Genomic DNA, 20,033 nt, shown 5'->3' with positions numbered 1-20,033 from the left:
CCCATGTCCCTGGACCACCGGCTCACCCCCGAGCACGAGGAACTCCGCCGCACCGTGGAGCAGTTCGCCCACGACGTGATAGCGCCGAAGATCGGCGACTTCTACGAGCGCCACGAGTTCCCTTACGAGATCGTCCGCGAGATGGGCCGCATGGGCCTGTTCGGACTGCCTTTCCCCGAGGAGTACGGCGGCATGGGCGGTGACTATCTCGCCCTCGGCATCGCCCTGGAGGAGCTGGCCCGCGTCGACTCCTCCGTCGCGATCACCCTCGAAGCGGGTGTCTCGCTCGGCGCGATGCCCGTGTACCGCTTCGGTACCGAGGAGCAGAAGCGGCAGTGGCTGCCGCAGCTGTGCTCGGGCGAGATGCTCGGCGCCTTCGGCCTGACCGAGCCGGGCGCGGGCTCGGACGCCGGCGGCACAAGGACGACGGCCGTCCGCGACGGTGACGAGTGGGTGATCAACGGCTCGAAGTGCTTCATCACCAACTCCGGTACGGACATCACGGGCCTGGTCACGGTCACCGCGGTCACCGGCCGCACGGCCGAGGGCAAGCCGCTGATCTCCTCGATCATCGTCCCCTCCGGCACCCCCGGCTTCACCGTCGCCGCCCCCTACTCCAAGGTCGGGTGGAACGCCTCGGACACCCGCGAGCTGTCCTTCGACGACGTACGCGTGCCGCTGGCGAATCTGCTGGGCGAGGAGGGCCGCGGCTACGCCCAGTTCCTGCGCATCCTCGACGAGGGCCGGATCGCCATCTCGGCGCTGGCGACGGGCCTCGCGCAGGGCTGTGTGGACGAGTCCGTGAAGTACGCCAAGGAGCGCCACGCGTTCGGCCGGCCGATCGGCGCCAACCAGGCCATACAGTTCAAGATCGCGGACATGGAGATGCGGGCGCACATGGCCCGGGTCGGCTGGCGCGACGCGGCCTCGCGGCTGGTCCAGGGCGAGCCGTTCAAGAAGGAGGCGGCGCTCGCCAAGCTGTACTCCTCAACGGTCGCTGTGGACAACGCGCGCGAGGCCACCCAGATCCATGGCGGCTACGGCTTCATGAACGAGTATCCGGTGGCCCGGATGTGGCGCGACTCCAAGATCCTTGAGATCGGCGAGGGCACGAGCGAGGTGCAACGGATGCTGATCGCCCGGGAGTTGGGGCTTACGGGCTGACCCGGTCGCCCCGGAGGGCGGGCTTGGGCCGGGACGCCCACTGGACAGTTTCTGAGGTTAGGCTAACCTACCTTCGAACTGCCCAGTGGCCGACCCGGCACGTACGAAAGCGGACATCATCATGCCCAACGCCCGCCCTTCCCATCTCACCCGTCGCGGTCTGCTCGCCGCGGGCAGCGCCCTCGGTCTCGGCGCGGCGCTGGCCGCCTGCGGCAGCGACGACAAAAAGGGCGGCACCGACAAGGCCGCCGAGAAGTCGGGCCCCTGGTCCTTCACCGACGACCGCGGCAAGAACGTCCAGTTGAAGGCGTTCCCGAAGAACATCGTCGCCTTCACCGGCACCGCCGCGGCCCTCTACGACTACGGCGTCAAGGTCAAGGGCGTCTTCGGCCCGACCACGACCAAGGACGAAAAGCCCGACGTCCAGGCGGGCGACCTCGATGTCACCAAGGTCAAGGTCATCGGCAATGTCTACGGCGAGTTCAAGATCGAGCAGTACGCGGCCCTGAACCCCGAGCTGCTCATCACCAACATGTGGGTCAAGGACGACCCGTGGTACGTCCCGCCGCAGTCCAAGGACAAGATCATGAAGCTGGCCCCCAGCGTTCTGCTGTGGGCGGCCGAGACCACGATGCAGAAGGCGCTGGAGCGCCACGCCGAACTCGCCGCATCGCTCGGCGGTGACGTCAAGGGCAAGAAGGCGGCCGATGCCAAGGCCCGCTTCGAGAAGGCCGCGGCCCGTCTGCGCGCCGCCGCCAAGGCCAAGCCCGACGTCAAGGTGCTCATCGGCTCCGGCACCCCGGAGCTCTTCTATGTCTCCGTGCCGAAGATGTCCGCCGACACCCTGTACTTCCAGGAGCTGGGCGTGAAGTTCGTCGAGCCGAAGCCGAACGCGCAGGGCTTCTTCGAGGAGCTCAGCTGGGAGAACGCCGGCAAGTACGGCGCAGACATCATCATCCTGGACAACCGCACCGGGACCCTCCAGCCCGACGCCCTCAAGAGCAAGCCGACCTGGACCCAGCTGCCCGCCGTCAAGGCCGGTCAGGTCGTCCCGCGCGTCACCGAGCCGATCTACTCCTACGACAAGTGCGCGCCGATCCTCGAAGACCTGGCCAAGGCCATCGAGACCGCGAAGAAGGTCGCCTGACCATGACGACGACGGCCGAGCTCGCCCCGTTCCGCTTCTTCGACCTGAAGGTTGTACGGACCAGGCGGCTTGGCCCGTCCATGGTCCGCGTGACCTTCGGGGGCGAGGACCTGAAGGCCTTCTGGGCCGGAGGCCGCGACCAGAGCCTCTCCCTCTTCCTGCCGCACCCCGGCCAGGAGACTCCCGTCGTACCGGTGCCCGAGGACGGTGACCTGTACGCCGCGCTCGGCGCCTGGCGTGCGTTGCCCGAGGACGTGCGCGCCGTGATGCGCTCGTACACCGTGCGGGAGCAGCGGCTCCAACCCGCAGAGCTGGACATCGACTTCGCCGTCCACGCCGACGGCGGACCCGCCTGCCGCTGGGCCCTCCAGGCAGCGCCCGGTCACCGGGTGACGGTGCTCGGCCCGGCCGTCGCCGACAACACCGCCGTGCGCTGCCGTCCGCCCGAGGACACAGACTGGGTGCTGATCTGGGCCGACGAGACCGCACTGCCCGCCGCCGCGGCGATCCTGGAGTGGCTGCCCGCCGGAATGCGGGCCCGGGTCTGGCTGGAGGTGCAGCACACCGAGGACCGCCAGGATGTGAGGACCGAGTCGGACGCCCATGTCACCTGGCTCGTACGGGAAGAGGGCGCCCCCTCGGCCCTGGAGGCGGTCAGCCGGGCGGACTTGCCCGAGGGCACGGGGTACGCCTGGATCGCGGGCGAATCGGGCAGCGTGAAGGCACTGCGCCGCCATCTGGTGCGCGAGCGTGAACTCGACCGCCGGCGCGTCACGTTCGTGGGCTACTGGCGGCGCGGCGTGAGCGAGGACGGCCTGCGCGAACAGGCCGAGGCGGGCGTGCCGGACGAAGCCGCGAGCGAGGCTGACGACATGTGAACAACGGCATAACAGCCGTGCCCCGAGGGGGCGAGGGACCGCTGGCCTGGAAAGTTAGGTTAGGCTAACCTTACTTCAGCATCCCTCGCCCCCCTCGCTTGTCCGGAGGACATCGCATGCGCTCGCACCTGCTCAATGACGTGACGGCGGAGAGCTATCGGCGCTCCGTGACCGAAGGAGTCGAGCGGGTGGCGCACCGACTCGCCACCACCCGGAAGCCGTTCACCGGGGTGACCGCCGACGAACTCGCTCCGGTGATCTCCGCGGTCGACCTCGACCGTCCGCTCGGCGACGCCTCCGCCGCCCTCGACGAGCTGGAGACCGTCTACCTGCGCGACGCGGTCTACTTCCACCACCCCCGCTACCTCGGCCACCTCAACTGCCCGGTCGTCATCCCGGCAGTGCTCGGCGAGGCCGTGCTCTCCGCGGTCAACTCCTCGCTCGACACCTGGGACCAGAGCGCGGGCGGCACCCTCATCGAACGGCGCCTCATCGACTGGACCGCGCAGCGGATCGGCCTCGGAGCCGCCGCCGACGGCGTGTTCACCAGCGGCGGCACACAGTCCAACCTCCAGGCGCTGCTGCTCGCCCGCGAGGAGGCCAAAACGACGGACCTGGCCAAGCTGCGTATCTTCACCTCGGAGTGCAGCCACTTCAGCGTGCAGAAGTCGGCGACGCTGCTGGGCCTCGGCCGCGAGGCCGTCGTCTCTATCCCCGTCGACCGCAACAAGCGGATGCAGACCCTCGCTCTCGCCGCCGAGCTGGCGCGCTGCACCCGTGACGGGCTGGTCCCCATGGCGGTCGTCGCGACAGCAGGCACCACCGACTTCGGCTCCATCGACCCCCTGCCCGAGATCGCCGGGCTGGCCGAGCAGTACGGCACCTGGATGCATGTGGACGCGGCGTACGGCTGCGGACTGCTGGCCTCCCCCACCCGCCGTCATCTCCTCGACGGCATCGAGCACGCCGATTCGGTGACCGTGGACTACCACAAGTCCTTCTTCCAGCCGGTGAGTTCGTCCGCCGTGCTGGTACGGGACGGGGCCACGCTCGGCCATGCCACGTACCACGCGGACTACCTCAACCCGCGGCGCACGCTGGAGGAGCACATTCCCAACCAGGTCGACAAGTCCCTGCAGACCACCCGCCGTTTCGACGCGCTGAAGCTGTGGATGACACTGCGCGTGATGGGCGCTGACGGCGTCGGGCAGCTCTTCGACGAGGTCTGCGACCTGGCCGCGGCGGGCTGGGAGCTGCTCGCCGCCGACCCGCGCTACGACGTCGTGGTGCAGCCGCAGCTGTCGACGCTGGTCTACCGCTACATCCCGTGGTCCGCCGCCGACCCCGCCGAGATCGACCGGGCCAACCTGTATGCCCGCAAGGCGCTGTTCGCGTCGGGCGAGGCCGTGGTGGCCGGTACGAAGGTCGGCGGCCGCCAGTACCTGAAGTTCACCCTGCTCAATCCCGAGACGACGACCGAAGACATCGCCGCCGTACTCGATCTGATCGCCGGCCACGCCGAGCAGTACCTGGGAGAGAATCTTGTCCACGCCTCATGAGCCCCTGGATTTCGTCGGTATCGGGCTCGGGCCCTTCAATCTCGGACTGGCCTGCCTGACCGAGCCGATCGCTGAACTGAACGGCCTCTTCCTGGAGTCCAAGCCGGACTTCGAGTGGCACTCAGGCATGTTCCTGGAGGGCTCCCACCTCCAGACGCCGTTCATGTCGGACCTGGTCACCCTCGCCGACCCCACCTCCCCCTACTCCTTCCTCAACTATCTGAAGGAATCGGGGCGGCTGTACTCGTTCTACATCCGCGAGAACTTCTATCCGCTGCGGACCGAGTACAACGACTACTGCCGTTGGGCCGCGGCCAAACTGAGCTCCATCCGCTTCAGCACCACCGTGACCCGGGTCGAGTACGAGAACGAGCTGTACGTCGTCCACACCGAGGACGGCGAACAGTTCCGCGCCCGGCGCCTCGTCCTGGGCACCGGCACCCCGCCGTACATCCCCGAGCCCTGCCAGGGACTGGACGGCGACCTTCTGCACAACTCGCGCTACCTCGACCACAAAGAGGCGCTGCAGCAGAAGGAGTCGATCACCCTCGTCGGCAGCGGCCAGAGCGCGGCGGAGATCTACTACGACCTGCTGTCCGAGATCGACGTACACGGCTACCGGCTCAACTGGGTCACTCGCTCCCCGCGGTTCTTCCCGCTGGAGTACACCAAGCTGACCCTGGAGATGACCTCGCCGGAGTACATCGACTACTTCCACGCGCTGCCCGAGGCCACCCGCTACCGCCTCGAATCCCAGCAGAAGGGCCTCTTCAAGGGCATCGACGGCGATCTCATCAACGAGATCTTCGACCTGCTCTACCAGAAGAGCCTCAAGGGCCCGGTCCCGACCAGACTGCTCACCAACTCCTCGCTCCGGAGCGCGCGGTACGACAGCGGGACATACACCCTCGGGCTGCGCCAGGAGGAGCAGGGCAAGGACTTCGAGCTGCAGACCTCGGGGCTGATCCTGGCCACCGGGTACAAGTACGCCGAGCCCGAATTCCTGGGGCCCGTCGCCGACCGTATCCGCCGTGACGGGCAGGGCCGCTTCGACGTCGCCCGCAACTACGCCATCGACACGGCGGGCCGCGAGATCTTCCTGCAGAACGCGGGGGTCCACACGCACTCCATCACCTCGCCCGACCTGGGCATGGGTGCGTACCGCAATGCCTACATCATCGGAGAGCTGCTGGGATCCGAGTACTACGCCGTCGAAAAGTCCATCGCGTTCCAGGAGTTCTCTGTATGACGTTCACCGTCCGTCCCCTCGATCCGTTCGCCGACGCCGAGCTGGTGCACGGGTGGGTCACCCACCCCAAGGCCGCGTTCTGGCTGATGCAGGACGCGAAACTGCAGGACGTCGAGCGCGAGTACATGGCCATATCGGCCCATGAGCACCACCACGCCTTCATCGGGCTGAAGGACGGCGAGCCCGTCTTCCTGATGGAGCGCTACGACCCGGCACACGTCGAACTCGTCGGGCTGTACGACCCCCGGCCGGGCGACGTCGGCATGCACTTCCTGGTCGCGCCGACCGATACGCCCGTGCACGGCTTCACCCGCGCGGTGATCACCGCGGTGATGGACACGCTCTTCGCGGACGAGGCCACCAAGCGCGTGGTCGTCGAGCCGGACGTGCGCAACAAGGCCGTGCACGCGCTCAACGAGGCCGTCGGCTTTGTGCCGGAGCGAGAGATCAAGAAGCCGGAGAAGGACGCGCTGCTGAGCTTCTGCACCCGCGCACAGTTCGAGGCGGCCCGGGGGGTGGCGGCATGACCCTCACCGACGCCGTGTCGCATCTGACGCCCGAGCTGTGGGAGCAGGCCAACCGGCTCCTCGTACGCAAGGCGCTGGCGGAGTTCTCGCACGAGCGGCTGCTGGTCCCCGAGTCGCTCGGCGAGGACCGCTACCGGGTTCTCAGCGACGACGCCGCGAGCGAATACCGCTTCACCGCGGGCCGGTTCGCGCTCGACCACTGGCAGGTCCACACCGACTCCATCACCCGGCACCGGGACGGCGAGAAGCAGCCCGTGGACGCGCTGGACTTCTTCATCGAACTGCGGGGCTCGCTGGGCCTGAGCGAGGAGATCCTGCCGGTCTATCTGGAGGAGATCTCCTCCACCCTCTCCGGCACGGCGTACAAACTGACCAAGAAGCCCGTCACCTCCGCCGAGCTCGCCACGGCCGGCTTCCAGGCCATCGAGACGGGCATGACCGAAGGCCACCCCTGCTTCGTGGCCAACAACGGCCGGCTCGGCTTCGGGGTGCACGAATACCTCTCGTACGCCCCCGAGACGGCAGGCGAGATCCGCCTCGTCTGGCTCGCCGCCCGGCGGGATGTCGCCACCTTCACGGCAGGCACCGGCCTCGACTACGAGTCACTCGTCCGGAGCGAGCTCGGCGAAGCGGCGCTCGCCCGCTTCGGCGGGCAGCTCAGCGCCCTCGGGCTCGACATCGCCGACTACTTCCTGCTGCCCGTCCACCCCTGGCAGTGGTGGAACAAACTGTCCGTCACCTTCGCCGCCGAGGTCGCCCAGCAGCGGCTCGTGTGCCTGGGGGCGGGCGACGACGACTATCTCGCGCAGCAGTCGATCCGCACCTTCTTCAACAAGAGCGCGCCGGCGAAGCACTACGTCAAAACCGCGCTGTCCGTCCTGAACATGGGCTTCATGCGGGGCCTTTCGGCCGCGTACATGGAGGCGACACCGGCGATCAACGACTGGCTCGCGGGCCTGATCGACAGCGACGACGTACTGAAGGCGGCGCGCTTCTCGATCATCCGGGAGCGGGCGGCGATCGGGTACCACCACCGCCAGTACGAGCGGGCGACCGACCGCTACTCGCCGTACCGCAAGATGCTCGCCGCGCTGTGGCGCGAGAGCCCGGTGCCGTCACTGCGGGCGGGCGAGCGGCTCGCGACCATGGCATCACTGCTCCATGTCGACCACCAGGACGCGTCGTTCGCGGGCGCGCTGATCGACGAGTCGGGGCTCGCTCCCGCCCAGTGGCTGCGCCGGTATCTGGACGCGTATCTGACGCCGGTGCTGCACAGTTTCTACGCGTACGACCTGGTCTTCATGCCGCACGGCGAGAACGTCATCCTCGTCATCGGCGAGGACGGCACGGTCCAGCGGGCGATCTTCAAGGACATCGCCGAGGAGATCGCGGTGATGGACCCGGACGCGGTGCTGCCGCCGGCCGTCGAACGGATCCGCGCGGACGTCCCCGACGACATGAAGCTGCTGTCCGTCTTCACGGACGTCTTCGACTGCTTCTTCCGCTTCCTGGGAGCCACGCTGGTCGCGGAGGGGCGGCTGGACGAGGAGACGTTCTGGCGGACGGTCGCGGAGTGCGTGCTGGCCTACCAGGAGTCGGTGCCGCATCTGGCGGACAAGTTCCGGGAGTACGACATGTTCGCGGACGAGTTCGCGCTCTCCTGCCTCAACCGGCTCCAGCTGCGCAACAACAAGCAGATGGTGGACCTGGCGGACCCGGCGGGGGCGCTGCAGCTGGTCGGCGCGCTGGAGAACCCGATCGCGCGGTTCTCCCACTGAACGGGCGGGCGCGCCGGTGACTACGGTCCCTCACCGGCACGCCCGTCCCTCTTTCGTCGATCAGCCCGAAGGCCAGGGCACCTGCGGGCTGCGGTAGAAGTCGATTCCCAGCGCCTCCATCCGCGGTCCCTGCGCCGCCAGCCGCAGCCGGTACGCCTCCCAGTCGTGCGTGGACGCCGCCGACCAGCCCAGCTCCGCGACCCCCACCACCCTCGGGAACGCCATGAACTCGATGTGGTCGCTCGTCGAGATCGTCTCCGACCACAGCGGTGCCTCGACCCCCGCCACCGCCGACGCCGGAGCGCCCGGCAGATACGCGCCCGGATCCCAGTCGTACGCCTTGCGCACCTCGACGAAGCCCGCCCAGTCCAGCCCCAGCGGGGTGTCCTTGTTGTACTTCATGTCGAGGTAGATCCGGTCCGCGGGCGACAGGATCAGCCCGGTGCCGTTCCGCGCGGCCCTCGCGACCTGCGCCTTCTCCTGGGCGCTGGTGCCGTCCAGACCCCAGTACTGCGCGAGCGCGCCCTTCGCGGGCGTGGCGCCGGTCAGCTGGTGCCAACCGACCACCGTCTTCCCGTACTTGGCGACGACCGGCTGCACCTTGTCCATGAACGCCACATAGTCCGCATGGCTGGTGGAGTGCGCCTCGTCGCCGCCGATGTGGAGGTACTTGCCGGGTGTCAGCGCGGCGAGCTCGCGTACGACGTCGTCCACGAAGTCGTACGTCAGGGCCTTCGGCACACAGAGCGAGCTGAAGCCGACGTCCGTACCGGTGTAGAGCGGCGGTGCGACGCCGTTGCAGTTCAGCTGGGCGTACGAGGCGAGCGCGGCGTTCGTGTGGCCCGGCATGTCGATCTCCGGGACGACCTCCAGATAGCGGGAGGCGGCGTGGCCGAGGATCTCCTTGTACTGGGCCTTGGTGTAGTAGCCGCCGGGCCCGCCGCCGACCTGGGTCGAGCCGCCGTAGGTGGCCAGACGCGGCCAGGAGTCGATGGCGATCCGCCATCCCTGGTCGTCGGAGAGATGCAGATGCAGCTTGTTGATCTTGTAGAGCGCGAGCTGGTCGATGTAGAGCTTGACCTGGTCGACGGTGAAGAAGTGCCGGGAGACGTCGAGCATCGCGCCCCGGTAGGCGTAGCGCGGGGTGTCGGTGACGGTGCCGCCCGCGACCTGCCACGGGCCACGCTGGCGGGCGTCCTTCTCCACGGCCGCGGGCAGCAGTTGGCGCAGCGTCTGCACGGCGTGGAAGAGGCCGGCAGGCTTGCGGGCGGTGAGGGTGAGCCCGGCGGGGGACGACTGGAGCCGGTACCCTTCGTCGCCGAGGGCGCGCTCGTCGGCGCTCAGCCGCAGCCGGATGCCGCCGGGGGCGGGGCCGTCAGTGAGGGGCAGGGCGTATCCGGTGGACGGCCGCAGAATCCCGGCGAGGTACGTGCCGATCTGCTGTGCCTCGCGGGAGCGCTGGTCGACCCGGATCCGGGTCCAGGGAGTGAGCGTGTACGGAGCGCCGCCCGGGCTCACGGACGCGGGCGCGGGGACGATCTGCCCCAGCGGCCGTGGGGTGGACGCGGACCGGTCGGGCACCGACCGGTCGGGCGCGGGCCCGGCGCCGATGGCGGCGATGCCCGCGGCGGCGACAAGCAGCAGCGAGCCGAACAGACGGGGTAACGCTCTGGGCTGTCTCACAGGCTGGGTCCCTTCGACGGGCGTCGCAACTGTGGTGCTGAACAACCGAACGGCAGTCATCATGCGTACCGTGCACCCCAGTTGAGGTCAAGGTGTAGACCACTCCCTCAAGCCTCAGGTGAAAGAATCACCGCATGGCGGAAATCATCCAGAAGGACGGCACCTGGACCTTCGACGGGGACACGGTGCGCATCGTGCCCGGCAGCGACAAGAACGTCAGTCTGCTGCGCAAGACCCTCGGGGAAGTCGCCGTACCCCTGACCGCGCTCGCCGGGATCTCCTTCGAGCCCGGCAAGAAGTCCGGACGCCTGCGACTGCGGCTGCGCAACGGCGCCGACCCGCTGCTGCAGATCACCGGCGGCAAGCTGGAGGACAGCTCCGCCCCTTACCGGCTCACCGTCGAGAACGACCGCACCGGCGTCGCCGAGTACTTCGTCGACGAGGTCCGCAACGCCCTGCTCCTCGACCAGGTGCAGACCGGCCCCGTCGACACCTATCTCCTGCCGGGCCCCGCCCTGCCCATCACCGTCGGCGCGGGAGACGGCACCGCCACCTTCGACGGTGAGCGGATCCGGCTGGAGTGGAACTGGAAGACCGAGGAGTCCAAGTCGTCCGGCGGCGCCCGCAGCATCGCCCTGGAGGACGTGGAGGCGGTGGAGTGGCTGCCCTCGGCCGGTCTGGAGAACGGCTACCTGCGGTTCCGGGTGACCAAGGTCGGCTCCCCGCCCCCACCGAAGTACGACCCGTACGCCGTGGAGCTGTGGGGCTTCCGCAAGGACCCCCTGATGGCGCTGGTCGGGGCCGCCGTAACGGCACGGATGCCGCATCCGTACGCACCGCAGGACGCCGTGTCGGCCCCCGCGTCCGGCAGCGACGATCATGACGCGCTGCTGCGCCGGCTCCGGGAGCTGGGCGAGCTGCATCAGGCCGGGATACTGACGGAAGAGGAGTTCACCACCGCAAAACGGGCGGTTCTCAAGCACCTCTGAGTGAGATGTGCCCGCAATCGGGCAGGATTCTTGCATTCGCGACAGGTGACCCCGCAATATCTACGGGTGCTCGAACGCCGCCCATCGTCGCACGACGATCTCATCGACCATCTGGTGCGCAGCACCGCGCTCCAGCGCGGTGAGGCGGCCCGTGTGGTGCTCGACGTGCTGGCGTACTTCGACGAGAGGACCGAGGAATTCGTCCGCCGCCGCCACCGCGAGCTGCAATCGGGTGGCCTGGCGAACACGGAGATCTTCGAGCGCATCGCGGCCGAGCTGCCGTACCGCGCCGTCGCGCCGCCGGAGCTCTCGCTCCGCCAGCTGCGCCGCATCGTCTACGGCTGACCGGCCGGGCACACACCTGATCTACCGGAGGGCAAAACTCTATGTGTGGAATTGTCGGTTACATCGGCAAGCGTGACGTGGCTCCGCTGCTGCTCGAAGGCCTGCAGCGGCTGGAGTACCGGGGCTACGACTCCGCGGGCATCGTGATCACGAGCCCCAAGGCCCCCGGCCTGAAGATGGTCAAGGCCAAGGGCCGGGTCCGTGACCTGGAGGCCCGGGTCCCCAAGCGCTTCGCCGGCACCACCGGCATCGCACACACCCGCTGGGCCACCCATGGCGCCCCGAGTGACATCAACTCCCACCCGCACCTCGACCCCGAGAACAAGGTCGCGGTCGTCCACAACGGCATCGTCGACAACGCCGCCGAGCTGCGCGCGAAGCTGGAGGCCGACGGCGTCGTCTTCGCCTCCGAGACCGACACCGAGGTGATCACGCACCTGATCGCCCGCTCCCAGGCCGAGAAGCTCGAGGAGAAGGTCCGCGAGGCGCTCAAGGTCGTCGAGGGCACCTACGGCATCGCCGTCATGCACGCCGACTTCAGCGACCGCATCGTCGTGGCCCGCAACGGCTCCCCGGTCGTCCTCGGCATCGGCGAGAAGGAGATGTTCGTCGCCTCCGACGTCGCCGCGCTGATCTCCCACACCCGCCAGGTCGTCACCCTCGACGACGGCGAGATGGCCACCCTGAAGGCCGACGACTTCCGGACGTACACGACCTCGGGCACGCGCACCACCGCCACCCCCGAGACCGTCGAGTGGGAGGCCGCCTCCTACGACATGGGCGGCCACGACACGTACATGCACAAGGAGATCTCCGAGCAGTCCGACGCGGTGGACCGCGTCCTGCGCGGCCGTATCGACGAGAAGTTCTCCACCGTGCACCTCGGCGGGCTGAACCTGGACGCCCGCGAGGCCCGTGGCATCCGCCGTGTGAAGATCCTCGGCTGTGGCACCTCGTACCACGCGGGCATGATCGGCGCCTCGCTGATCGAGGGCCTGGCCCGGATCCCCGCGGACGCCGAGCCGGCCTCCGAGTTCCGCTACCGCAACCCCGTCGTGGACCCCGACACCCTGTACATCGCCGTCTCCCAGTCCGGTGAGACGTACGACGTGCTCGCGGCCGTCCAGGAGCTCAAGCGCAAGGGCGCCCGCGTCCTCGGCGTGGTCAACGTGGTGGGCTCCGCGATCGCCCGCGAGGCCGACGGCGGCGTGTACGTGCACGCCGGCCCCGAGGTCTGCGTCGTGTCCACCAAGTGCTTCACCAACACCGTGGTCGCCTTCGGGCTGCTCGCCCTGCACCTGGGCCGCATCCGCGACCTCTCGGTCTCCGACGGCAAGCGGATCATCGAGGGCCTGCGCAAGCTGCCCGCGCAGATCAGCGAGATCCTTGAGGGCGAGGCCGAGATCAAGAAGCTCGCCGAGGAGTACGCGGGCGCCAAGTCGATGATGTTCATCGGCCGTGTGCGTGGCTACCCCGTGGCTCTTGAGGCCTCCCTGAAGCTCAAGGAGATCTCCTACATCCACGCCGAGGCCTACCCGGCCTCCGAGCTCAAGCACGGTCCGCTGGCGCTCATCGAGCCCGCGCTGCCGACGGTCGCGATCGTCCCGGACGACGAGCTGCTGGAGAAGAACCGCGCGGCCCTGGAGGAGATCAAGGCCCGCAGCGGCCGGATCCTCGCCGTCGCGCACCGCGAGCAGGAGAAGGCCGACCACACGATCGTGGTGCCGAAGAACGAGAACGAGCTGGACCCGATCCTGATGGGCATCCCGCTCCAGCTCTTCGCGTACCACACGGCCCTGGCCATGGGCCGCGACATCGACAAGCCGCGCAACCTGGCAAAGTCGGTCACCGTCGAGTAGGTCGCCCCACTTCTGGTCGTACCGCAACCATCAATTGAGCAACCCCAACGGCGATCAACCACCTCCGCGAGAGCGGCGGCGGTTTAGCCGCAAAGAGGGGCGGTCCCCCTTGCGCAGCCACCTTTGCGTAGGGGGGACCGCCTTTTGGGTAAGCCGGCGCGGCCCAGGCGCCGGCTTTGCGGCTGCCTCAGCCGGTGGCCGTCACTCCACGGCCGGCAGCGCGTCCGGAGAAGGTCGGCCACTTGGCGAGTGCGGCCGTCGCGCCGTACCAGGCCGCCAGGCCCGCGACCGCGCCGACCCAGCCGCCCGCCTTGGCCAGACCGTCGTTGTCCGCGAAGGAGGCGATGCCTATGAGCAGCAGCGAGACGAACAGCAGCCCGTAGACGCCCTGTCCGAACAGTCCGCTGCCTGCGGACGCGGCGGTCAGGGTGAGTGCGAGCAGCGCCCACAGCAGCAGGAAGAGGCCTGCGGCCTCGGCCGACATCTCCGTGCCGACCCCGGTGCCCCAGGTGAACCAGAAGGCGCCGAGACCCGAAAACGCCGTGCCCGCACCGGCGTTGCCCGCGCGGTACTCGAGAAGACCGATGATGAACAGTGCGACGCCGCCCACCCACGTCGCGAGACCGGCGGCGTCCGTCGCCGCCACATTGTCGATGACACCGGTGTGGCCGACGCCGAACGCCAGCAGGGTCAGTCCGAGCGCGAGGTGGCCGAGAGTCGAGGTAGTAGCGCTTCCCGCAGAGACTTCGTTGTCCACGGCGGGCTCCCTTCGTGTCCTGTGCAGTTGTGCTGCTTCCCAGCCACCCTTATCTACCCTTCACAAGCGCACAATCCACCTGTACGGGTGGGTAGATTTCCGTGCACACCAAGGGAGTTGACCCCGCGCGACCTGGGCGGAAAGCGCAAGTGGAAGCGTGATTACGGGTTGGCTACGGGATGACGACAACAGGCCGTTGCGCGCGCTTCGCGAGCCGTCCCGCCACCGAGCCGAAGAGGCGCCCGACGATGCCGTGCGTCGAGCCGACCACAATCGCGTCGGCCGAATACTCCCGGCCGACCTCCTCCAGCTCGTGGCAGATGTCACCACCGCGCTCGACCAGGATCCAGGGCACCTCGGCGAGATAGTCCGCACAGGCGAGCTCCAGGCCCAGCACCTCGGTGCGGTGATCGGGGACATCCACGAAGACCGGGGGCTCACAGCCCGCCCAGACGGTGGTGGGCAGCCGGTTGGCGACATGGACGATGATCAGGCCGGAACCGGACCTCTTGGCCATGCCGATGGCGTAGGCGAGCGCCCGCTCACTGGACGTCGACCCGTCGAAGCCGACGACGACTCCGTGCCGGAAGGCCGGATCGCAGGAATGACGTGTCTCTTCTGCCGCCTGGAGGTCCGACGTGGGGTCGGCGACCTGCTTGCGGTCCGCGGGTTCGGGGAATTCGTGACCGGCCATCGGTGTCTCGGCGTTCAGATCCTCATGGGAGGGCGACGGTGGGCGGCAGAGCTGTGTCCGGGAATCATCTTCCCTGGCGCATACCCCCAAGGGTACGGCGACACTCCTTCCCCTGCCCAGAGCCCACAGGCCCTCCTCCGGCGTTCCAGGGAGCATGCCCGAGCCCGCCCCGTATGGCAATGCCGCTTGGTATGTACAGCCGTCCGGCACACTGCCGGGACGACTCAGGGTGACCGAACCGCTGCGCCCGTCGTTGGCACCTCGGTCACCCCGCCGCCTCCAGGGAGCTTCCGTGTCCGCACCACCGTCCGCCCCCGCCTCCGCCCCCTCTCCCGCCCCCTCCCCGGCCCCGCAGCACGGACGGCGCCGCGCGCCGCGACGGCAGCAGGAGGCGCCCGCCGGGCCCGTCGGGTGCGTCCCGCACCCCTCGTCCGAGTCCGCCGGCGACGTGGTCCGCTGGGCGGCCTTCAGCTGTGTGCTCGTGCCTGTCGTGCTGGTCGTGTACGGGACGTCCGTCGGCGGGGCGGCCGCCGCTGCCCTCGGTCTCGCCGCGGTCACCGCCGCCTGCCGGGTGCTGCTGCGCCAGTCCGAGCGCGGTGCGGCCCGTGCCCGTACGGCCGAGGCCACCCCAACGCGCGGCCGCCGCGCCCGGACCGGTCCGGGGGCGCGCCGGGGCGGTCGGCACGGGGCGGGAAGTGCGCCCGGCGGCTGACGGGTTCGTACACTCGCACCCGTATGATTTCAGCCAACTTCGCGTCACTGGCTCCCCCTTGGCGAAATGGCCTGCCAACCCCCTTGCCACCAGGGAAGAAAGGACTATTCGCGGCCCTTGCGCCCTACGTGGATGGGCCATGAGTGCCAGGCGCACTTCCCTGGGCGCCCGCCAAGTGGAACGCTTCGTGATCGAATGCTTCGCGCCAAGTTGCCATGTCGACATAGCGGGGCATGCCGAACTTGTCACGTCGGCGCCACGGGACACAGTAGATTCGATCATGAGTATCGAAGACTCGGGACTCGTGCAAAACCGAGGGGAAACGTGCAGGAGCGAAAGGCCCGAAACGAACGGGGAGACGCGAACACCGAGGGGGGCTTAGCGTCATGAGTCAGGACTCCGCCGCACCGGAGGCAGCGCGGAAGCTTTCCGGCCGCCGGCGCCGGGAGGTTGTCGCGGTGCTGCTGTTCAGCGGCGGCCCCATCTTTGAAAGTTCCATCCCGCTCTCGGTGTTCGGAATTGACCGTCAGGACGCCGGAGTTCCCCGCTATCGACTGCTCGTCTGCGGTGGCGAGGAGGGCCCGCTGCGGACCACCGGCGGGCTCGAACTGACCGCGCCGTACGGCCTTGAAGCCATCGGCAGAGCAGGCACCGTCGTCGTACCGGCATGGCGGTCGATCACGTCACCGCCACCGCCCGAGGCGCTCGACGCGCTGCGCCGGGCGCATGAGGAGGGGGCCAGGATCGTCGGCCTGTGCACGGGTGCGTTCGTACTCGCGGCGGCCGGTCTGCTTGACGGCCGCCCGGCCACCACGCACTGGATGTACGCGCCGACACTGGCCAAGAGATATCCGTCCGTCCATGTCGATCCGCGCGAGCTGTTCGTCGACGACGGCGATGTGCTCACCTCCGCGGGGACGGCGGCCGGAATCGACCTGTGCCTCCACATCGTGCGCACCGACCACGGCACGGAGGCGGCCGGGGCGCTGGCCCGCAGGCTGGTCGTGCCGCCGCGCCGCAGTGGGGGGCAGGAGCGGTATCTGGACAGGTCTTTACCAGAGGAAATCGGGTCGGACCCGCTGGCCGAGGTCGTCTCGTGGGCGCTGGAGCATCTCCACGAACAGTTCGATGTGGAGACCCTGGCGGCCCGGGCGTACATGAGCCGGCGCACCTTCGACCGGCGATTCCGTTCGCTGACCGGCAGCGCGCCGCTGCAATGGCTGATCACCCAGCGGGTGCTTCAGGCCCAGCGGCTGCTCGAGACCTCCGACTACTCGGTCGACGAGGTCGCGGGCCGCTGCGGCTTCCGCTCGCCGGTGGCGCTGCGTGGCCATTTCCGGCGCCAGCTGGGATCCTCACCGGCCGCGTACCGGGCCGCCTACCGGGTCCGCCGTCCGCAGAGCGAGTCCGCACCGCCCCCGGTGGTGGAGGCCGTCGTACCGGCGCAGGCGGGCCCCCAGGCCAGAAGGACCGCGGCGGCGGCCGGAGCGACGGGACCGGCGGCCACATCGGCCGCTCCGCCGGAGCTCGGGAAGCCTCCTTCCGACGCGTACGCGTCGGGCCACGGCCGTCCGAGCCTGCCGGGCCAGCGGAGTGCGCCATAGTCCGACGGGATGCGACGCCCCCCGATCGCCGGGGGACCTAAGGTAGGACGCATGAACGATCGCATGGTGTGGATCGACTGCGAGATGACCGGGCTCTCGTTGGCGGACGACGCACTCATCGAGGTGGCCGCACTGGTCACCGACTCGGAACTGAACGTGCTCGGCGAAGGGGTGGACATCGTGATCCGCCCGCCGGACGCGGCGCTGGAAACGATGCCCGAGGTGGTGCGGCAGATGCACACCACCTCGGGCCTCCTCGACGAGCTTGCGGGCGGCACCACGCTCGCGGCCGCCGAGGAGCAGGTCCTGGCGTACGTACGCAAGCACGTCAAGGAGCCCGGCAAGGCTCCCCTGTGCGGAAACTCGGTCGGCACCGACCGCGGCTTCCTGCTGCGTGACATGCCCAAGGTGGAGCAGTACCTCCACTACCGGATCGTCGATGTCTCCTCGGTCAAGGAACTGGCACGCCGCTGGTACCCGAGGGCGTACTTCAACAGTCCGGAGAAGAACGGCAACCACCGGGCGCTGGCGGACATCCGCGAATCCATCGCGGAGCTTCGCTACTACCGGGAGGCGGTCTTCGTGCCGCAGCCCGGACCGGACTCGGAGACCGCGAAGAAGATCGCGGCGAAGCACGTGCTTCCCGCGGAGTAGGGCCGGAGGGGGCGAGCGCCAAGGGGGCGTAAACCCGGGCGCGAGCACCCTCCGGGACCCTGTACACTTTTTCTCGGCCGGTCGGAAAGTGACCGGTCGTGGTGGGTATAGCTCAGCTGGTAGAGCACCTGGTTGTGGTCCAGGATGTCGCGGGTTCGAGTCCCGTTACTCACCCTGAATGATCAAGGGCTGACCTGTGAGAACGGGTCGGCCCTTCTTCATGCCCGAAACGTCGGGAACACAACGGGAGCGCAGCCCCTGGCCCGACCCTGGAGCGCCCCGGGGGACGGCACGGTCAGCTCAGGTCCAGTGGCGGCAGGACGCCGTGTGGCAGTCCCGACGCCGATGGCGCCACACGATCCAAAAGCGCCTCGAGGCGCACGGCGGACAGTGGCGGCACGACTGGGGCCGCGGCCATGGCTCGTCGAGGAGCCGACCGTACCCGGCGACATCCCCACTGGCCCGCTACGCGCCCCGCCGAAGGTCTACCGGCTGTCGAGGATCTTCGTGCGCCGGTCCTGGCACTCGGGAGGCCTCGACCAATCCCCTCCGGTCGGGGCATGGCGCGCCCGTATCAGGAACCGTCCGCGGCCCCACCCGGAGAGGCATCCACGCGCTCGGGCCCTTCCCACTGTCGGGCGATCCGGCTGAGGCGCGACGCCTGAGCCAGCGGAGAGAACAGCGAGCGAATGAAGGGGAACGCGATCAGCCAGACCATTCCCCCCAAAATGGCCACCAGGCACACAATGGCCGAGCCGGTGTGAGGCTTCGCCTTCGGCGTCGCGAGCCAAACAAGCGAGATTGTGACTGCGGCGACCTGCAAGATCCCGAACACCGCCCAAGCCATAGCGACGACCTGCCCCAACATGCTTCTCATGACTGGGCGCAGATACTTGAGAGCGGCTCTCCCGTCGGGTCGCGGGAGTCCGTTGGCCCGGTCCCGTTCCATCTCGTCGCCGATCTCGACAAGGGCGGCAGCGGCTTTGCGCTCTGAGTTGGCCAGCTCGACTGCTGCCACAAGCACGAGAACCGGTGCGACGGCGGCGATGCTGGCCGCAAAGGGTTCGGTCATCTGCATCCGGCAAGCGTGCCCATAATGCAGCGCGGTCCGCGCCCGTTTGAGTCACGGATGAGTGACATCAGCGGCGCCGCGACCTCACGCCAGTACGACGCCCACCGCGATGGCGGGTAGCGCGCAACCGGCACGGCGCGGCAGTGCTCCGCAATCTGACGCAATCCGCAGGCGCTCTCCAACTGTCCGGCGCATCCTGGACCACCAACCAGCCAGCACGGAGGGCCCTTGACTCTCAGGTTCATCGGCACCACCAGCGACGGCGGCGACTGTCCCACCCTTTACGAGGTCGAGGCGACGGGCGGCATCCTCGTCCAAGGCGAGCGTCTGACCGACCCCGCGCAACTGGCCAGACTCCGCGATGTGAAGGACTCCGAGACAGTCGTCATCGTCCCGCGTGACCTCCTCACCCGCTTCGCCCCGCGGAGCGAGTCTGCGGGCATGGTGCCGTTCACGGAAGTGGGCCACCTGTTCAGCGACTTCAAGCACACGGCATGGAGGCTGGAGACCCGCCCGGGCTACGCCTCCGACCGCAACAGCCCGAAGTGGCAGCGGTGGCAGGCCGGGGAAGACATCGCCGCCGAGCCGTTCGACGACTGGCGCAACAACGTCGCCGCACAGGTGTCGCAGGGGAAGCGGTTCGAGCGGGTCCGCGTCGTTGACACACCGCCCACCGACGGGCAGCGGTTCCTGCTCGCCTCCGGCCTCGGCAATGTCGCCGCAGGCGAGGACATCCGCAACCTCACCCGCGCGGCAGCCGAACGCTACGGCCTGCCGGACTGGGACTTCTGGCTCTTCGACTCCCGCACCCTGGTGCGCTTCGTGTTCGACGAGCAGGACACCACCCTCGGCGTCATCGTCAGCGAGAACCCCAGCGAAGTCCTCGCCGCATGCCAGGCCCGGGACACGGCATGGCATCACACAACCCGTACGGCCGATTTCACGAGGCAGGTACGTTCCACCGTGTGAGCACGGATTTCCAGCAGGCCAGCCCCCTCCTCGCAGGCATCGGGGAGGGGGCGCCTCGCTTTTGGTCGTGCCCGAGGGCAGCCCAGCGACAGAACGAGCCAGTGGCCTGGCCCGTGCGTCCGGATCGCGCCTTTGCCCAACCCTCGTACCGGTGCTGCAATTTCGAGAAATAGCAGTGAGAGGGGAAGCGTCATGAAGCTACGCTTTGTCGGCACCACCTCGGGCGGCGGCAACTGCCCGACGCTGTACGAGACCGACCGCGGCACCATCGTCGTCCAGGGCTACAAGGTCACCGACGAGGAGGCCCTCGGCCAACTGCGGGACGTCCTCGACGGCGAGACGTTCGTCGAGATCCCCCGCGAACTCCTCACCCGATTCGCACCCAAGGAGTGA

19 protein-coding genes and 1 tRNA gene are annotated in these 20,033 nt (G+C 68.8%); 16 read left to right on the top strand and 4 right to left on the bottom strand.

Annotated elements, in window-relative coordinates; translation table 11 throughout:
• The first annotated feature begins 3 nt into the window (after nt 1-3).
• The 7 genes from OHA61_RS25080 (at nt 4) to OHA61_RS25050 (ending at nt 8,302) form a co-directional block, all read left to right on the top strand.
• Complete coding sequence (locus OHA61_RS25080; protein ID WP_324980209.1) at nt 4-1,164, top strand: acyl-CoA dehydrogenase family protein; 1,161 nt, start codon at nt 4-6, stop codon at nt 1,162-1,164.
• A gap of 121 nt (nt 1,165-1,285) precedes the next feature.
• Nucleotides 1,286-2,311 carry an ABC transporter substrate-binding protein gene (locus OHA61_RS25075; protein ID WP_406307453.1) on the top strand — a complete coding sequence of 342 codons (1,026 nt, stop codon included), beginning with the start codon at nt 1,286-1,288 and terminating at the stop codon, nt 2,309-2,311.
• A gap of 2 nt (nt 2,312-2,313) precedes the next feature.
• Nucleotides 2,314-3,189, top strand: a complete 876-nt coding sequence (locus OHA61_RS25070) for a siderophore-interacting protein (protein ID WP_406304919.1) — start codon at nt 2,314-2,316, stop codon at nt 3,187-3,189.
• A 116-nt stretch (nt 3,190-3,305) separates the two neighbouring features.
• On the top strand, nt 3,306-4,748 hold the full coding sequence (locus OHA61_RS25065) for a pyridoxal phosphate-dependent decarboxylase family protein (RefSeq protein WP_406304918.1): 1,443 nt from the start codon (nt 3,306-3,308) through the stop codon (nt 4,746-4,748).
• On the top strand, nt 4,732-5,997 hold the full coding sequence (locus OHA61_RS25060) for a lysine N(6)-hydroxylase/L-ornithine N(5)-oxygenase family protein (protein ID WP_406304917.1): 1,266 nt from the start codon (nt 4,732-4,734) through the stop codon (nt 5,995-5,997). Before OHA61_RS25065 ends, OHA61_RS25060 begins: the two co-directional genes overlap by 17 nt.
• Entirely contained in the window at nt 5,994-6,524 is a 531-nt protein-coding gene (locus OHA61_RS25055) for a GNAT family N-acetyltransferase (protein ID WP_406304916.1), read from the top strand. The genes OHA61_RS25060 and OHA61_RS25055 overlap by 4 nt, the downstream gene beginning before the upstream one ends.
• On the top strand, nt 6,521-8,302 hold the full coding sequence (locus OHA61_RS25050; RefSeq protein WP_406304915.1) for an IucA/IucC family protein: 1,782 nt from the start codon (nt 6,521-6,523) through the stop codon (nt 8,300-8,302). The genes OHA61_RS25055 and OHA61_RS25050 overlap by 4 nt, the downstream gene beginning before the upstream one ends.
• A gap of 60 nt (nt 8,303-8,362) precedes the next feature.
• Here OHA61_RS25050 and OHA61_RS25045 read toward each other — a convergent pair whose 3' ends face one another.
• A complete protein-coding gene (locus tag OHA61_RS25045; protein WP_406304914.1) occupies nt 8,363-9,985 on the bottom strand; it encodes a beta-N-acetylhexosaminidase in 1,623 nt (540 codons plus the stop codon).
• A gap of 134 nt (nt 9,986-10,119) precedes the next feature.
• Between OHA61_RS25045 and OHA61_RS25040 the strand changes: the two genes are divergently transcribed.
• The 3 genes from OHA61_RS25040 (at nt 10,120) to glmS (ending at nt 13,178) form a co-directional block, all read left to right on the top strand.
• A complete protein-coding gene (locus OHA61_RS25040; RefSeq protein WP_406304913.1) occupies nt 10,120-10,974 on the top strand; it encodes a DUF4429 domain-containing protein in 855 nt (284 codons plus the stop codon).
• A gap of 66 nt (nt 10,975-11,040) precedes the next feature.
• Nucleotides 11,041-11,319, top strand: coding sequence for a hypothetical protein (locus OHA61_RS25035; RefSeq protein ID WP_266478803.1), 279 nt, complete (start codon nt 11,041-11,043; stop codon nt 11,317-11,319).
• 41 nt (nt 11,320-11,360) lie between these two features.
• Complete coding sequence (glmS, locus tag OHA61_RS25030; protein ID WP_406304912.1) at nt 11,361-13,178, top strand: glutamine--fructose-6-phosphate transaminase (isomerizing); 1,818 nt, start codon at nt 11,361-11,363, stop codon at nt 13,176-13,178.
• A gap of 187 nt (nt 13,179-13,365) precedes the next feature.
• Here glmS and OHA61_RS25025 read toward each other — a convergent pair whose 3' ends face one another.
• Together OHA61_RS25025 and OHA61_RS25020 are read right to left on the bottom strand one after the other, a co-directional pair.
• Complete coding sequence (locus OHA61_RS25025) at nt 13,366-13,935, bottom strand: acetate uptake transporter (protein WP_266476184.1); 570 nt, start codon at nt 13,933-13,935, stop codon at nt 13,366-13,368.
• A gap of 172 nt (nt 13,936-14,107) precedes the next feature.
• Nucleotides 14,108-14,629, bottom strand: coding sequence for a universal stress protein (locus OHA61_RS25020; RefSeq protein ID WP_266476182.1), 522 nt, complete (start codon nt 14,627-14,629; stop codon nt 14,108-14,110).
• Nucleotides 14,630-14,921: 292 nt separating this feature from the next.
• Between OHA61_RS25020 and OHA61_RS25015 the strand changes: the two genes are divergently transcribed.
• The 4 genes from OHA61_RS25015 to OHA61_RS25000 all read left to right on the top strand — a co-directional run bounded on the left by OHA61_RS25015 (nt 14,922) and on the right by OHA61_RS25000 (nt 17,773).
• On the top strand, nt 14,922-15,341 hold the full coding sequence (locus tag OHA61_RS25015; protein WP_406304911.1) for a hypothetical protein: 420 nt from the start codon (nt 14,922-14,924) through the stop codon (nt 15,339-15,341).
• A gap of 386 nt (nt 15,342-15,727) precedes the next feature.
• The gene (locus tag OHA61_RS25010; protein WP_324990413.1) at nt 15,728-16,945 is read left to right on the top strand and encodes a helix-turn-helix domain-containing protein; all 1,218 of its coding nucleotides are present in this window, start codon (nt 15,728-15,730) and stop codon (nt 16,943-16,945) included.
• 51 nt (nt 16,946-16,996) lie between these two features.
• Nucleotides 16,997-17,599, top strand: coding sequence for an oligoribonuclease (gene orn / locus OHA61_RS25005; RefSeq protein WP_324990415.1), 603 nt, complete (start codon nt 16,997-16,999; stop codon nt 17,597-17,599).
• A 101-nt stretch (nt 17,600-17,700) separates the two neighbouring features.
• Nucleotides 17,701-17,773 (top strand) — tRNA-His (locus OHA61_RS25000).
• Between the two features lie 400 nt (nt 17,774-18,173).
• Here OHA61_RS25000 and OHA61_RS24995 read toward each other — a convergent pair.
• The gene (locus OHA61_RS24995) at nt 18,174-18,677 is read right to left on the bottom strand and encodes a hypothetical protein (protein ID WP_406304910.1); all 504 of its coding nucleotides are present in this window, start codon (nt 18,675-18,677) and stop codon (nt 18,174-18,176) included.
• 222 nt (nt 18,678-18,899) lie between these two features.
• Between OHA61_RS24995 and OHA61_RS24990 the strand changes: the two genes are divergently transcribed.
• Both OHA61_RS24990 and OHA61_RS24985 read left to right on the top strand, forming a co-directional pair.
• Nucleotides 18,900-19,640, top strand: a complete 741-nt coding sequence (locus OHA61_RS24990) for a DUF6879 family protein (RefSeq protein WP_406304909.1) — start codon at nt 18,900-18,902, stop codon at nt 19,638-19,640.
• A gap of 192 nt (nt 19,641-19,832) precedes the next feature.
• Entirely contained in the window at nt 19,833-20,033 is a 201-nt protein-coding gene (locus OHA61_RS24985) for a hypothetical protein (RefSeq protein ID WP_406304908.1), read from the top strand.

It is taken from the genome of Streptomyces sp. NBC_00885 (genome assembly GCF_045207475.1).
Classification (GTDB): domain Bacteria; phylum Actinomycetota; class Actinomycetes; order Streptomycetales; family Streptomycetaceae; genus Streptomyces.
Note: the sequence above shows the minus strand (reverse complement) of the source record. Positions and strands in the feature narration are given on the sequence as shown.